A 13,099-nucleotide genomic window follows, 5' to 3' on the forward strand; every position below is an offset into this window, starting at 1 on the left:
GGCCGAACGGGCTCGTCCCCTGCCCAAGCGCCTGTTCGGCCGGCAATTCCTACCACAGCGGGCACTGTGCGAGGCGAGCTTTCGCTTGCGCTAAAAGGTGCCATTTTGGTTACACGTGAAACGCAGAAGGACGCAATAGACCAGTGAACAAACACATCGAAAGTCCCGATATCGCGTCGATCGTCGAGACGAACCCATCAGCGTTGCTGATCGATGACGACCTCTATGCACGCTTCCTCGGTCAACTCACCGCCGAGATCAAAGCATTTGAGCCGGATCTGTCGACTGCCGCCAGCCGCAAGGAAATCGCTTCACGCGCCTATGCGGTGACGAAAAAGAAGACCGCGATCGATGCTGCCGGCAAGAAGCTCAATGAAGACGCGAGCGCGCAGATCAATGCGGTCAATGCAAAGCGCCGGCAGGTTCGTGAGGATATGGAAGCGCTCGCCGATGAGGCGCGCAAGCCGCTCACCAATTGGGAGAAACAGGAAGAGGCGCGCGTCGAATACTGCAAGTCGATCCTCAAGGCGATTGAGGATTGCGGCAACGGTTTCATCGGCGGCGAGCCCCAGCCTTTCCTGATCCTGCTTCGTGAACTCGAAGAGAAAATCGTCATCAATTCGGAGCTTGGCGAGTTTGAGGATCAGGCGCGCGTGGCGCATCGGATCGCTCTCGACAAGGTGAAAGCCGCCTATGAGGCGCATCAGCGTTCCGAAGCCGATCGGATCGAACTGGAAAAACTGCGCGCCGAAAAGGCCGAGCGCGATCGTCTGGAATCCGAGCGGATGGAGAAAGACCGTCTCGCCGCCGAAGCCGCCAAACATGAGCGCCTGGAACAGGAACGCCGGGAGCGTGAAAAGGCGGAGCAGAAGTCCCGCGAGGAAGCCGCGGCTGAGCGAGCCCGCGAGGAAGAGCGGCGCAAGGCGCAGGATGCTATCGACCGCGCCGAGGCCGAAGCAAGGGCCGTCCGTGAAAAAGCCGAGCGAGAGGAACGCGAGCGTCTTGAGGCGCTGGAGCGCAGCCGCCGAGAGGACCAGGAGCGCGCCGCCGACCGAGAGCATCGAGGAAAGATCATGGGCGAGGCTAAGGCCGCACTTATGGCGCAGGGCGCAGGCGAACCCATGGCCAAGAAAATCGTGCTGGCGATCATCGCCGGTGAGATCCCGCACGTCACAATGAAATTTTAGGAGCCGACACGATGAGCACCGCTCTTGATATTCAGGAACCGCAGAACCGGGCCGTAGCGCCCCGACCTGCGGCCGAAAGCGACAACCCGGTTGTTTCCATCCTGTCGCGCCTTGTGATGGACCCGAGTCTCCCGGTCGAACGGGCCGAAAAGGTCTTCGCGATGTACTACGAGGCGCAGGATCGCGCTCGCCTGCAGGCTCGGGAAGACGCAGCGATTGCTGCGCGCAATGCCTATTTCGCGGCCATGTCGGCTTGCCAAAAAGAACTGCCGGTCGTCACGCGGAACCAACGGAATACCCATACAAAATCGAACTATGCCGACCTTGCCGCTATCGAAGAACAGGCCATGCCGATCATTCACGCGCATGGTTTCGGCGTCACATTTCAGCCGTGCGGCTACAATGAGTTGGGCGAACTCCAGATCAAGTGGCAGATCAGCCATTCGGGCGGTCATGTCGAGAGCGACATTGCCGGCATCCCGGTCGATGGTGCCGGAGCGAAGGGGACTGTCAACAAGACCGGAACGCAAGCCTTTGGCAGCACAGCCACTTATGGGCGCCGTTACCTGCTTTGCATGTTGTTCAACATCTCGACTGGCGATGACAACGACGGGAACGCCATCGCCAATGGACGGGCTGGAGATGGCCCGATCAGCGAGGAACAGGTCAGGGAACTCCAGAGACTGATCGAGGAAGTCGGCGCGTGGACCCCAAAGTTCTGCGAGGTCTACGACATCGAGGCCATCCCCGATCTGCCGGCCTCACGGTTCGATCATGCCGTCCAGAACCTGCGCACCTACGGCCATCGTAATCACCAGACGGGAGGGCAGGACCGTTGACCATGCAGGTTTTCGATTGTGATCAGGGTACGCCTGAATGGTACGCCTGCCGAGTTGGCATTGCGACAGCCAGCATGTTTGCTACCGTCATGGCGTCCGGTGTGGGCGGAGCCGCCAGTAAGACCCGCGCGAAATACATGCGCCAGCTGGCCGGCGAAGTCATCACTGGCAAGCCGACAGAAGGGTACACCAATTCCCACATGGAACGCGGCCATGCCGTGGAGCCGGAAGCCCGCAAACTATACGCCTTCCTGACAAACGCCGAGGTCAAGCAGGTCGGCTTCATCCGCAACGGCGAAAAGGGTTGCTCTCCGGATTCGCTGGTTGGCCAGAACGGCATGCTGGAGATCAAGTCCAAGCTGCCGGATCTTGTGATCGAGTGCATCGAGCGGGGGACTTTCCCGCCCGAGCACAAGGCTCAGTGTCAGGGTGCCCTGTGGGTCGCGGAACGAGAATGGATCGACATAGCGGTCTACTGGCCCGGTATGCCGTTCTTCATTAAGCGCGCCTATCGCGATGAAACCTACATCGCCGAGATGTCGCGCGCCGTGGCTATATTCAACGAAGAACTCGCAGCCTTGGTCGACCGAATCCGCGCTTACGAGCCGGAGCCGGTACCGCAGGAGGAATCGCCTGCGATAGCCAAGACATTGCTGGCTGGCTGACATGGCTTCGCGTGTCGCCATAGCTCCAGATCACGGCGCCAAGGTCTTCGGTCCGCCCGAAGGCTGGCGGCCGCGCGCGCTAACCACCAGGGAAAAGATTGAGATCATCGTCAGGCAGAGTGGAAGGGAGCCGGGCGGCGCGCGTCTCAACCCGCTCAAAGAAGGCGTCGACTTCGACCATTCGCCAGCTTTGCAGCGTCGGCGGTGGGACCCTGAAACGCAGGATACGGTCCCTGCCTCCTGCGACCTCAACTACATCGTCGCGCTGAACAAGGCGACCCATGCCGACAAGACTGCGAGCCAGGACGTTCCTGAGATCGCGAAGACCAGGCGACTGGAGGGCAAGACCGGCCAGAACAAGCGCAAGCGAAAGTGGCCCAGCCGCCCGATGCAGAGCAGGAGGAAGATCGGATGAAGCACGCGTCCTATTCCGAATGGGCCGTGACGCCCGGTTTCGTGTTCATTACCGACAATTGCCGTGACGACCTGCCCAGTGTCACGAACGATGCCGAGCGCGTCGTCAGCGAATGCCTCGCCTACTACGGGGAGAAGCGGATCATCTATCGCGACAGCGACGGAAGATGGGATGAATTGCTGCATACCGGCATCCAGTTCCGTGGATTTGCTCCCTATAACGGCGACGTGCCGGGTGTGGAGCGCACGGTATGATCAAGTGGCGCACTCCATCCTACGATGGCGATCGACGAGTTGCTGTGTCTGGACACATCGACGTCGGTGCTGTGTTTCCGCCACTCGGCCTGGAGCACAAATGGCGATGGCGCTTGTGGGTGAACGGCAAAGTCTGCGCAACAACAGGGCAGGAACCGACAGAACTCGCTGCAAAGATCGCACTGGATAGAGCCTGGGCATCATTTTTGATGCTTGCCAGCCTCACGGAGGCGGCATGACCGACAGTTTCTTCAGCGCCAGAAATCAAGTTGATCCGCAGGTGGAACAAGCGTCGACGTTGTTCTGCAGTGAACTGATCGAGGCGTCAGCCCGCCGCATGACAAGACTGGAAGGGCCTTTTGAGGCGGCCAAGCGTTTACAGCGTATCGCCGATATTTGCGCCGGCGCCTACGTTCTGCCGATCGAACATTGGAAGGATCTCGGGAAATCAGAGAAGAAGGAACCTGAGGTCGAGCCCGAACAGCCCAAGTCGAGGAAGCTTCGGATCGTCGAAGCGGTTGCGGCAAAGGGCCATTGGTTTGCAGCCGGGATGCTTTTCAACATGCTTCTCCGCTGGCTGCCGGGATTGTTCCAATGAGCGCCAGCCCAATCCTGTTCCAGTGGATGGGCGATTGCTTCATTCCAGCAAATCCGCATCAGGCCAAGCGCGCCGACGAGATCTACGTCATTGGTGAAACATACCGCCTCACTGAGGCCGCAGATCGATCCGGCGAGAGCCACAGGCACTATTTCGCTCAGATCAAAGAATGCTGGCTCCAGCTTCCCGAGTACCATGATCGGTTCCCTTCGACCGAACATCTTCGGCACTATGCATTGATCAAGGCAGGATACCACGACAGCCATTCTGTCGTTCTGGAAACGCCAGAAGATGCAGTGCGTGTCGCTGCGTTTATGGAGCCGACCGACGAGTTTGCCGTCATCGTCGTCCACGAATGCACCGTCACTCGATTCACGGCCAAGAGCCAGTCCTACCGAGCGATGGATAGGAAGACCTTTCAGGAAAGCAAGGATCGGACACTGGACGTCATTTCGAAAATGATCGGCGTCACCCGGAAGGAACTCGCAAAAAACGCGGGCATGGCAGCGTAACCCTACCACAGGAGAGGAAAATGACAGGGATAAACAAAAACGGCGGGTGGCTGAAAGACCCGAGGAAGGCTCGGAAGGGCGAGGTCATCGGCGGCGGGTTTTTCGTCTTCCGCCGTGGCGACGGCACGAACAGGATTCGCCCGTCGCAGTGGCCGTATGAATACGGCAGTCAGGAAGCCGCCGAGGAACAGGCGCGAATCCTCGCCAAGTCCAACCCCGGCTATCGGTTCGACGTGCTGTATGTCGTCTCGGGCTTCATCGAGGTCGAAGCCGATGCCGAAGCACAGAAGGCGGCATAGCCATGGGTGAGATCACCGCAATTTCATGGTGTGACGCCACCTTTAATCCGTGGATCGGCTGTACCAAAGTCTCGCCGGCTTGCGACGGCTGTTATGCCGAGGCCCTGATGGATAAGCGGTATGGCCGCGTCCAGTGGGGCGCGCCTGGAAAGGGCAACGGCACGCGCGTGCGGACTTCCCCCGGCAACTGGTCGAAGCCAAAGGCGTGGGACCGGAAGGCAGCGGCAAGCGGCAAGCGCCCGTTCGTCTTCTGCTCATCGCTGGCAGACGTTTTCGACAATCAGGTGCCCGTGGAATGGCGACGTGATCTATTCGACCTGATCCGCGCAACGCCGAACCTCACGTGGCTGCTGTTGACGAAGCGGCCGCAGTTGATCGTCCGACTCTACGAGGAGGCTCAGCGGTTGAAAGAGGACGGCACGCGATGGACTTCAACGCTTCCTCGCGAGCGCTCCGCATGGCCACGCAACGCCGCGATCGGAACAACAATCGAGGACCAGGAGCGCGCCGAACTCAACGAGCCGCACCTGCTCTATGCTACCGACCGTCTGAAACCCGCATTCAATTTCCTGTCATGCGAACCGCTGCTTGGTCCGCTCATGCCGTGGACCCCGACCATTCTGGCACGCACCATGGATTTGATCGGGCACGCCGATGTTCCCTCGATTGATTGGGTCATTACCGGCGGCGAAACCGATCAGGGAATGCACAAAGCGCGGCCGTCGCATCCTAGCTGGTTTCGGGCCATTCGCGATCGCTGCGCCGCCGCCGGGGTGCCGTTTCACCACAAGCAAAATGGAGAATGGATTGCGAAGGGCTGGGAACATCACGGCAGCAAGCTGCACCTAACGCTCGCCGGCAAGGTGATCAACAAGGCCGATTGCGACAAGAACCGAGATTTCCCCGGCATGGGCCTCATTGAAATCGAGAAGGTCGGCAAGCACCGCGCCGGCCGGCTCCTCGATGGCGTTGAACACAATGCAAGGCCAAAGGTGGTAACGTGACCTTGGATAACGAAGATGCCATGAAGGCGACATTTCTGAAAAACATCACCAACCACCAGATGACGGTGCACCACGCGGACGGGGTGTTTCGCCACCTGTCGTTCCGTCAATCCGGCAGTTTCACCTACCATTTCAACATCACGACCTGGCCGGGCTATCTCTGCATCAGCGGGGACATGGGCAGCTTCGTCTTTGCCCGGCTGCGTGACATGTTCGAGTTCTTCCGCGGTGAGCGGATCAACTCGGGCTATTGGGCCGAGAAGCTGACAGCTCACGACAGGCACGGCGGACACCGTACCTTCAGCCATGATCTCTACAAGGCCGCCCTGGAGCACGACTTCGCTCAGTGGACCTTCGGCAGCGATGAAGATCGCGCCCGATCATGGGAGGCGATTGCCGACGAGTGGACTGGCATCCTCGGAGCAAGCACCACCAACGAAGCGGTGAGGCAGGCGCTCGACTGGAAATGCCATATCAGCGATCAGGAATTCGTCGATTTCTGGGACCACGAGCTCGAGGAGTATTCGTATCAGTTCATCTGGAGTTGCCATGCCATCCAATGGGCGATTGCACGTTTTGATGAACTGCCAACCAAGATAGTGGAGAACATGGCATGAAGACCGGGAACGCCGTCTACGGCCGCTGTGACTGCGGTCATGTATGGCCAGTAGTTTATCTCCCGATGCGGCTTGATCAGGCAGCGAAGGTCATGTCCCGATCCGCCTGCCCGAAATGCGGCAATGCGAAGGATATCAAGCTGGCGAAGGCTGAGGAGATAGCAGCCAGCATGACCGAGATCGACTCTCGGGCCGACGGGGGCGCTGATATCGTTACCAAGCATACCAACATCAAGGCATAAGTTTGCAGGATTCACTTGTAACCAATTTGGTTACTTGTTAGTGTCCGGCAATCGCAGTCGAGGGGAACATGATTCACTGGAAAGCGCCACAATGCCCGGCTGGGCGACGTCTCGCCGTATCCGATCAGATGGTAATCGGCGCCGTATTCCCGCCTGCCGGTAAAGAAATCCACTGGCGCTGGCGCTTCTGGCTGAATGGGACATCGCGCCCGACCGGAGGCAAGTCGACCTGTGAGGTCGAAGCCAAGAAGTGTCTCGAATGGGCATGGCTCCAGTTCTTGCATTCGGCTGGATTGAGGGACGCGGCATGAAGGATCGCATTCTCACCCGCCAGTTCGGCGAAGCCTACGCGCTCATGAAATACGTCAGCGACGACGGTGGCGAAATCGAATGGATCTGGAACAGCCGGGATGGTGTGTCGCCATTCGGCATCGGAAAGCGGTCGGGCGCAGGCAACATGAGCCATGCCGATTGGGGAGAGGACGTGTTCATACCGAATTTCGTCCCGCCGGTCGGGATGCGGATTTTCGTCTCGATGACGAAGGAGAAGGCGCTGGCAATCGCCCAGAAACGGGTCTTCGACAATTGGGATCGTGGCCCACACCAGATGAAGGATCACCCTTCGCTTGGCCCGCTCGGTCCAGTTGGAGCGGCCGATGAACTCGTCAAAGGAATTTTCGGCAACGGTGGTCAGCCGGCAGTCGAGATCGTCACCGAAAAGATTCATGCCCACTTCGCGAAGCTCGCTCTTGAACAGCCATTTCGGCAGGAAAGGCGGGCATCATGATCGACCTACCGCACTTTGCATTGTCAGTTCGCCAACCTTGGGCGACAGCTCTCGCTCTCGGCTGGAAGCCTGTTGAGAACCGATCCTGGCGGAAAGGCAATCCCGGTCTCCACTTCCGCGGCCCTTTCGCGATCCACGCCTCCAGCGGCATGACACGCGACGAATACGAGGACGCGGCAGCATGGTTCAAGCATTGCGGCTTCACCTGCCCGCCGGCGGCAGAACTGCATCGCGGCGGCATCGTCGGCATCGCCACGATCATCGACATCGTAACCGAAATGGACAGCCCTTGGTTCTTCGGACCGAAGGGGCTGGTCGTAGCCGACGCGCGCTCGGTCGAATTCATCCCGGTCGGTGGCCGGCTCGGCTTCTTCGACTGGCGCGAGCTGCTGCCCTTCGCGAAGGGCGATGGCCCGGTCCCGCCCGCGAAGTGGATGCTGCCGCAGGATGCAAAGCCATCTCGGCCGCGTCCTGCAGGTTCGCAGGGGAGCCTCTTATGAGCAACTGCCTCGTCAACATTCGCTTCGGCGAGTGGCATTTCCAGATCGTGCGCGATCGGCCGTGGGTGTCCTTGGGCCACAATCCCTACCATGCGATTCAGCGGCGGCACGATCCAAAATGGCGCTGGTTCGAGGTATATGACCTGTTGGGGTGGCGGTCATGAGCGATTCTCTCCCCATCACCGAGGAATGGCTGAAAGCCGTCGGTTTCAAATGGCACCAGCTCGACCGCCAGCCATCGAAGCACTGGTTGCTCTGGCTGGGCGAAGCTGCCGCCGGTGACGGGCGATTCACGTCCTTCGAGGACATCGGCATCGAGGTCGCCGACATGCGCTACAAGAACAGCGCAGGCGACACGATGGGAGACACCGCTTGGTTCGTGTGGTTCCGCGGTGACTGCGCCGGCCGGTATCATCGTTTCATCCACGTCCGTCACATGCGCTGGCAGCACGAACTCATAAAGCTTGTTGAGGCGATCAGCGGACAGGACTGGAATCCTGACAATCATCTCTATGGCAGCGTGCGGTCGCCAGCGCGAGCGGCGAGGATTCGTGAAGAGGACCAGCGCCTCGATCGGCAGATGGTTCGCGAAGGCTATCCATGGGCTGAGATCGAGAAGGACGATTCTCGCGGCAGAGCTTTGCCCGAGCACATGGAAGCGCATGAGAAGACGATGGCGGGGCAGAAATGACAGTCTGCGAATGCACGCAAGAGGCCCGTCGCCGTAAAAACCGAGAGGCTGTTCAGCGCTATCGTGAACGGAACCGCCAAAAGATAAGGGATCGTGAGCGCAGAAAGCGACAGGAGGATCCCAAGGGCGCGATGAAACGACATCAAAAGTGGTTCGCCGCCAACAAGAATCGGCCGGAAGTCCGGGAAAAGGCAAACGCTTTGGCGCGACGCTCATACGCGAAGCGCAGACAACGTAAATTGGCAGAATTAGCGGGACGGCCAAAGCCAATCTCTTGCGATGTTTGCGGTGCCGGCGGGAAGATTTGTTTCGATCACTGTCATATCTCCAATGCGTTTCGTGGCTGGCTTTGCCACCACTGCAACTTGATTCTCGGTCACGCGAAAGACGATCCAACCATCCTGCGAAAGCTGGCGACATACCTGGAGGACAACGCCTCATGACAGTATTTGTCGACAACATGCGCGCGTCCTACGGCCGAATGAAGATGTGCCACATGGTCGCCGACACCACCGCCGAGCTTCTGGCGATGGCAGACCTGATCGCTGTCGACCGGAGGTGGCTCCAGAAGGCCGGTACGGCGCACGAGCATTTCGACATTGCGCTTTCCAAGCGAGCGCTGGCGGTTTCCGCAGGAGCCGTTGAAGTCTCCATGATGCAGATCGGCAGGATCATTCGGGCGCGGAGGCGAGCGGCATGAACCTCCGCATTCTCAAAAAGCTTTCCAAGCGCGCCGCGCCGCTCCTGCCGCTCCTCGGCGATGACAGGAAGCAGTTTCGCTCAGCGAAGCACGACAACTACCACGGTTGCTACATCACTGCGCGGAAGCATTTCGAGCGCGGCCGTTCGGTCCATGCTGATCTGATCATCCAGGGCGAGATCAAGAATCCGGCGGCCGACGGTCGCGGCTGGATATACATGCACCCGCCGTCGCATCCCCGGAAAGGCACTATCATGGTCGGTGCCGTCAGCGGCTACTACGAGCCAGAGTGGGACGAGGAATGCGCCTGGAGCGCGCTATGCCAGCTCGTCCATTGGCACTTCATTGACATCGATGACGAAGGCGAACCGCGGCCGACGCGCCGGTTGTTTTATCCCAGCGAGGTATTCGCCGCGGCGCGCGACATGATCACGGAGATCAAATGATGACCCCAGAGCGCGCCCAGGAGATCATCTCTGCCATCAATGACCGCGCCTTTTTCAAAATGGGCCTGAAGGATCGCGAGCAGATCGGAACGCTGGAAGGCGTCTCGCTCGCCGAGATGCTTGAAGCGAAATCGATCGTGCTTGCCGGGAATGATGCAGCCAAGGAACGTCAGAAGGTTGAAGGGGGATCGATCAGCATCAGCGTCACACCAGACGATCGCCTGATCGCCGCTGCCTACGCCCTCGAGCACTACCACCCCGACAATGAGGCCGTGGTCGTCATACCAACCACAGAGTGGCCATACGACCGGCGCGCGCTTGGCGTCGTCGGGTTGGAGCCTTCAATTGACGAGGAAGTGACCTCATGAACATCTTACGCCGTAATTTGCTGCTGGGCGCCTCGTCCGTGGCCGCTGGAGCGCTTCTGCCGTCTTTACCACTCCCAATACCAGCGGCAGCAGAAACGCCGTCCTTGCTCGCCTACGTGGTCGGCACACCCGGCGAATATGACTGGCAGACCTTTTTTGCCAGGAGCGCCGAGGAAGCATTCGCTGAATGGGTGGCGGATCAAGGTTACGACGAGGAATACGATCCTACATTCGATCCTGATTTTGTGACGCGGGTTCCCATCTGGGACGGGCGCAACCCCAACAGCATCTGCCCTGCCGATTGGTTCGAAGCCAATCTCGGCCATTGCTGCGAGCGATGCGGATGCGAGACACATCCGGATTGCGGCGGTCAGGTTGTTGAAGGTGAAGTCGTCTGCGAAGAATGTCTGACGCTCGCTGATCGTGTCGAAATCAATCCGAACGATGTCGTCGAAGACTTGGGCAACCGAATTGCCTGTGACGGAGCCGACAAAGTTCGCGTACGCCTGGAACACCGAAAGGAATGGGAGGACTTGCCGCCGGAGCTATGGGATCGAGCGATTGCGTTTGCTGCTGAGGAGATCATCTGATGACTTACGCCAAAAACACGTCGGTTGCCGTTTCCAAGACCGAAGGCGAGATCAAGCACACGCTCAGGCGCTACGGCGCATCAAGCTTTGCTTCGTTCGAGACGAGCGAGGCGGCTATGATCGCTTTCGAGATGTCAGGGCGGCGTGTCGTCTTCAAGCTGCCGCTTCCGAATCGTCAGTCGAAAGAGTTCACTGAAACGCCGTCTGGACGATGGGCGAGATCAGACAAGCAAGCGCTCGACGCATGGGAGCAAGCCTGCCGCTCACGGTGGCGCGCGCTGTTCCTTTGCATCAAGGCGAAGCTTGAATCGGTCGAAGCTGGCATCGAGACATTCGAGGATGCCTTTCTCGCTCATATCCAAATGCCAGACGGCATCACGGTTGGCGATCATGTTCGTTCACGGATCGCTTCGGCATACGCTGGTGAGCCGATGCCGCCGCTGTTGCTGGGGCCGGCGGCATGAACGATCAGCCGCCAGAGATTCTGACCGTCGCCCGTCCACCGCAGTTCTGGTCAGAGCAGTTCGCCGCGCGCGGTATCCGCATGTCTGCCCGCACCCTTCGAGAGAAGGCCATCAAGGCCGGCCTCTGCTACCATGTCGATAAAAAGGTGCTCATTTCGCCCAGGCAGATCGACGAGTTGTTTGTATGGAGTAAATCGTCATGGCGCTCACGGTCTACAAGCGAGGGAGGTTCTGGTGGCTCACCGGGACGGTCAGGACCTACGAAGGTGAGCAGCGCGTACACGAGAGTACGGGAGAAACTGACGAAGACGCAGCGCACGAAATCCGCCTGAACCGAGAAAACGAAGCGAAACGCGATCGAGATCTCGGCCCAAAGGCACGATATTTGTTCGAGGAAGCCGTCGAGGCATACCTGAACGCCGGCAAGTCGGACCGATTCATCCTTCCGATCCTCGACCATTTCCGCGGAACGCGCATTTCCGACATGACCGGCGAAATGGTCCGCGCCGCGGCAATCGATCTATATCCCGAAGCCACCTATCTGACGTGGAACCGCCAGGTCATCACGCCGGCAAAGGCGGTGATCAACCTGAGCGCCGACGCCGGCCGCTGCCCGCAGGTGAAAATCAAGGGCTTTTCCAAGAAAGACCGTATTTCCCGGCGTTCGAAAGCGGCGCCGAAACGCGCCGTCGATCGATCCTACATCGACGCCTTCCGCAAGCACAGCGATGATCCGCGTCTGAGCGCCTTGATGCTGTTTATGTTCCAGACCGGCGCGCGCATTTCCGACGCGCTCAAGTTGGAGGACGATTCGGCCGACGTCGATCTGGTCGAGAGAAGGGTCATCTTCCGCGACATGAAGAACGGGGAAGACGGCGAGGCCGATATCACCATCGAAATGGTCTACGAGATCCAGCAACTTCGGATATGGAGACAGGAGAGGTTGATCGAGTGGGAAGAGCGCATACCATGGTCGCGCAAGCGATCTGGCAAGCGTGACAGCGGTCGAGGTGCCATGAAGCCGAACAATCGTCTATTCGGCTTCATCTCTCGCGGATCGGTCTACAAAGGCATCAAACGGATCTGCGAAAAAGCGAAATTGCCATACCTCGGCACACATCAGCCCGGCCGGCACAGCTTCGCCACAGAGATGATCGTCAGGAACCGCATCGACGTGGTGACGACGGCGAAGAAAGGCCGCTGGAGCGATCCCCAAGTGCTGCTCAATCACTACGCGCACGAAGAGTCTGGCTCAGGAGTGATCGACAAGGTTTTTGGGAAGAAGGGGAGAAAGAGGGCCGGATGATCGCACATCTTCAAATTGTTCACTCGGCGCCAGAGTTCTTCGCGCATAGCGGTCATGCTGCTGTTGAGCGCGGCGAAGGTTTCGGCTGCTTTTGCGCCGAATGCGACCGGGAGCTTTCAGCGCCGTTCGGATTCGAAGGGCGGCTGATCTGGTGTCTCTATTGCGGCATGGAAAAGGGGTACGTTGTGGCGATCGAAAATCCTTTCGGCCACCATCGCTGGACCTTCGGCGTGTCGCGTGAAGAAGCAGCCGAGGAAAGGGAGTGGATCAAGGGCGGTCCCGACCACTTCGAGAAGATGGCAGAGGCGCGCGCCCGCAAGATTGGCCATGTGATCAACCTCTTCGGGTAACCGAAAAGGCGCTATTTTGGTTACGAGACCTTACACCAGTCGAAATGCGACTATGTGCTATCGTCATGAAATTGTTCGGGAAAATGGATTGGTGCCACTCCGGTTACTCCCTTACCAAGGGAGTGCTCTACCACTGAGCTACGGCAGCGCCTCGAATGCGGCGGACTTCTGCCACAGGAATTCCGAGAGTGCAAGTTATGTTCGACGCTTATTGTGAATGTTTTTCACGCGGACATGGCGCAGCCACAATGCTATGTATTGCGTT

Annotated in this window: 23 protein-coding genes; 22 read left to right on the forward strand and 1 reads right to left on the reverse strand. The window is 59.0% G+C overall.

All coding sequences use genetic code 11. The features are described from left to right. The first annotated feature begins 143 nt into the window (after nucleotides 1-143). The 12 genes from C7441_RS14655 to C7441_RS23795 are packed head-to-tail and all read left to right on the forward strand — an operon-like array spanning nucleotide 144 to nucleotide 6,632. Nucleotides 144-1,187: a hypothetical protein gene (locus C7441_RS14655; RefSeq protein WP_146201489.1), complete on the forward strand. Its 1,044-nt coding sequence runs from the start codon at nucleotides 144-146 to the stop codon at nucleotides 1,185-1,187. Between the two features lie 11 nt (nucleotides 1,188-1,198). Beyond that, complete coding sequence (locus tag C7441_RS14660; protein ID WP_109613529.1) at nucleotides 1,199-2,026, forward strand: ERF family protein; 828 nt, start codon at nucleotides 1,199-1,201, stop codon at nucleotides 2,024-2,026. A 2-nt stretch (nucleotides 2,027-2,028) separates the two neighbouring features. Continuing rightward, nucleotides 2,029-2,691, forward strand: a complete 663-nt coding sequence (locus C7441_RS14665) for a lambda exonuclease family protein (RefSeq protein ID WP_109613530.1) — start codon at nucleotides 2,029-2,031, stop codon at nucleotides 2,689-2,691. Nucleotide 2,692: 1 nt separating this feature from the next. After that, nucleotides 2,693-3,106, forward strand: coding sequence for a hypothetical protein (locus C7441_RS14670; RefSeq protein ID WP_109613531.1), 414 nt, complete (start codon nucleotides 2,693-2,695; stop codon nucleotides 3,104-3,106). After that, nucleotides 3,103-3,360: a hypothetical protein gene (locus C7441_RS14675; RefSeq protein WP_109613532.1), complete on the forward strand. Its 258-nt coding sequence runs from the start codon at nucleotides 3,103-3,105 to the stop codon at nucleotides 3,358-3,360. The genes C7441_RS14670 and C7441_RS14675 overlap by 4 nt, the downstream gene beginning before the upstream one ends. Then, nucleotides 3,357-3,599 carry a hypothetical protein gene (locus C7441_RS23790; protein ID WP_146201490.1) on the forward strand — a complete coding sequence of 81 codons (243 nt, stop codon included), beginning with the start codon at nucleotides 3,357-3,359 and terminating at the stop codon, nucleotides 3,597-3,599. Before C7441_RS14675 ends, C7441_RS23790 begins: the two co-directional genes overlap by 4 nt. After that, the gene (locus C7441_RS14680) at nucleotides 3,596-3,958 is read left to right on the forward strand and encodes a hypothetical protein (RefSeq protein WP_109613533.1); all 363 of its coding nucleotides are present in this window, start codon (nucleotides 3,596-3,598) and stop codon (nucleotides 3,956-3,958) included. The genes C7441_RS23790 and C7441_RS14680 overlap by 4 nt, the downstream gene beginning before the upstream one ends. Next, complete coding sequence (locus C7441_RS14685; protein ID WP_109613534.1) at nucleotides 3,955-4,470, forward strand: hypothetical protein; 516 nt, start codon at nucleotides 3,955-3,957, stop codon at nucleotides 4,468-4,470. The genes C7441_RS14680 and C7441_RS14685 overlap by 4 nt, the downstream gene beginning before the upstream one ends. Nucleotides 4,471-4,490: 20 nt before the next feature. Then, nucleotides 4,491-4,769 carry a hypothetical protein gene (locus tag C7441_RS14690; protein ID WP_109613535.1) on the forward strand — a complete coding sequence of 93 codons (279 nt, stop codon included), beginning with the start codon at nucleotides 4,491-4,493 and terminating at the stop codon, nucleotides 4,767-4,769. A gap of 2 nt (nucleotides 4,770-4,771) precedes the next feature. Next, entirely contained in the window at nucleotides 4,772-5,773 is a 1,002-nt protein-coding gene (locus tag C7441_RS14695; RefSeq protein WP_109613536.1) for a phage Gp37/Gp68 family protein, read from the forward strand. Between the two features lie 20 nt (nucleotides 5,774-5,793). Beyond that, the gene (locus C7441_RS14700; protein WP_210205657.1) at nucleotides 5,794-6,390 is read left to right on the forward strand and encodes a hypothetical protein; all 597 of its coding nucleotides are present in this window, start codon (nucleotides 5,794-5,796) and stop codon (nucleotides 6,388-6,390) included. Next, nucleotides 6,387-6,632 (forward strand): hypothetical protein, encoded by a 246-nt coding sequence (locus tag C7441_RS23795; RefSeq protein WP_146201492.1) that lies wholly within the window; start codon nucleotides 6,387-6,389, stop codon nucleotides 6,630-6,632. The genes C7441_RS14700 and C7441_RS23795 overlap by 4 nt, the downstream gene beginning before the upstream one ends. Nucleotides 6,633-6,756: 124 nt before the next feature. On the opposite strand, the gene C7441_RS23800 is transcribed toward C7441_RS23795, so the two are convergent. Continuing rightward, entirely contained in the window at nucleotides 6,757-7,359 is a 603-nt protein-coding gene (locus tag C7441_RS23800; protein WP_146201493.1) for a hypothetical protein, read from the reverse strand. Nucleotides 7,360-7,568: 209 nt separating this feature from the next. On the opposite strand from C7441_RS23800, the gene C7441_RS24280 reads away from it, so the two are divergent. The 10 genes from C7441_RS24280 to C7441_RS14755 all read left to right on the forward strand — a co-directional run bounded on the left by C7441_RS24280 (nucleotide 7,569) and on the right by C7441_RS14755 (nucleotide 12,834). Beyond that, nucleotides 7,569-7,919 (forward strand): hypothetical protein, encoded by a 351-nt coding sequence (locus C7441_RS24280; RefSeq protein ID WP_210205658.1) that lies wholly within the window; start codon nucleotides 7,569-7,571, stop codon nucleotides 7,917-7,919. A 160-nt stretch (nucleotides 7,920-8,079) separates the two neighbouring features. Next, nucleotides 8,080-8,610 (forward strand): hypothetical protein, encoded by a 531-nt coding sequence (locus C7441_RS14715; protein WP_146201494.1) that lies wholly within the window; start codon nucleotides 8,080-8,082, stop codon nucleotides 8,608-8,610. After that, nucleotides 8,607-9,053 carry an endonuclease domain-containing protein gene (locus C7441_RS14720; protein WP_109613540.1) on the forward strand — a complete coding sequence of 149 codons (447 nt, stop codon included), beginning with the start codon at nucleotides 8,607-8,609 and terminating at the stop codon, nucleotides 9,051-9,053. Before C7441_RS14715 ends, C7441_RS14720 begins: the two co-directional genes overlap by 4 nt. Beyond that, nucleotides 9,050-9,310, forward strand: coding sequence for a DUF4031 domain-containing protein (locus C7441_RS14725; RefSeq protein ID WP_109613541.1), 261 nt, complete (start codon nucleotides 9,050-9,052; stop codon nucleotides 9,308-9,310). The genes C7441_RS14720 and C7441_RS14725 overlap by 4 nt, the downstream gene beginning before the upstream one ends. After that, nucleotides 9,307-9,756 (forward strand): hypothetical protein, encoded by a 450-nt coding sequence (locus tag C7441_RS14730; protein WP_109613542.1) that lies wholly within the window; start codon nucleotides 9,307-9,309, stop codon nucleotides 9,754-9,756. The genes C7441_RS14725 and C7441_RS14730 overlap by 4 nt, the downstream gene beginning before the upstream one ends. Further along, nucleotides 9,753-10,124 carry a hypothetical protein gene (locus C7441_RS14735; RefSeq protein WP_109613543.1) on the forward strand — a complete coding sequence of 124 codons (372 nt, stop codon included), beginning with the start codon at nucleotides 9,753-9,755 and terminating at the stop codon, nucleotides 10,122-10,124. The genes C7441_RS14730 and C7441_RS14735 overlap by 4 nt, the downstream gene beginning before the upstream one ends. Next, the gene (locus C7441_RS14740) at nucleotides 10,121-10,714 is read left to right on the forward strand and encodes a hypothetical protein (protein WP_146201495.1); all 594 of its coding nucleotides are present in this window, start codon (nucleotides 10,121-10,123) and stop codon (nucleotides 10,712-10,714) included. Before C7441_RS14735 ends, C7441_RS14740 begins: the two co-directional genes overlap by 4 nt. Further along, nucleotides 10,714-11,178, forward strand: a complete 465-nt coding sequence (locus tag C7441_RS14745; protein ID WP_210205659.1) for a hypothetical protein — start codon at nucleotides 10,714-10,716, stop codon at nucleotides 11,176-11,178. The genes C7441_RS14740 and C7441_RS14745 overlap by 1 nt, the downstream gene beginning before the upstream one ends. Nucleotides 11,179-11,377: 199 nt before the next feature. Beyond that, entirely contained in the window at nucleotides 11,378-12,484 is a 1,107-nt protein-coding gene (locus C7441_RS14750) for a tyrosine-type recombinase/integrase (RefSeq protein WP_109613546.1), read from the forward strand. After that, nucleotides 12,481-12,834, forward strand: a complete 354-nt coding sequence (locus C7441_RS14755; protein WP_109613547.1) for a hypothetical protein — start codon at nucleotides 12,481-12,483, stop codon at nucleotides 12,832-12,834. The genes C7441_RS14750 and C7441_RS14755 overlap by 4 nt, the downstream gene beginning before the upstream one ends. Nucleotides 12,835-13,099: the final 265 nt, after the last annotated feature.

It is taken from the genome of Pseudaminobacter salicylatoxidans (genome assembly GCF_003148475.1).
In the GTDB taxonomy this organism is placed as follows: domain Bacteria; phylum Pseudomonadota; class Alphaproteobacteria; order Rhizobiales; family Rhizobiaceae; genus Pseudaminobacter; species Pseudaminobacter salicylatoxidans.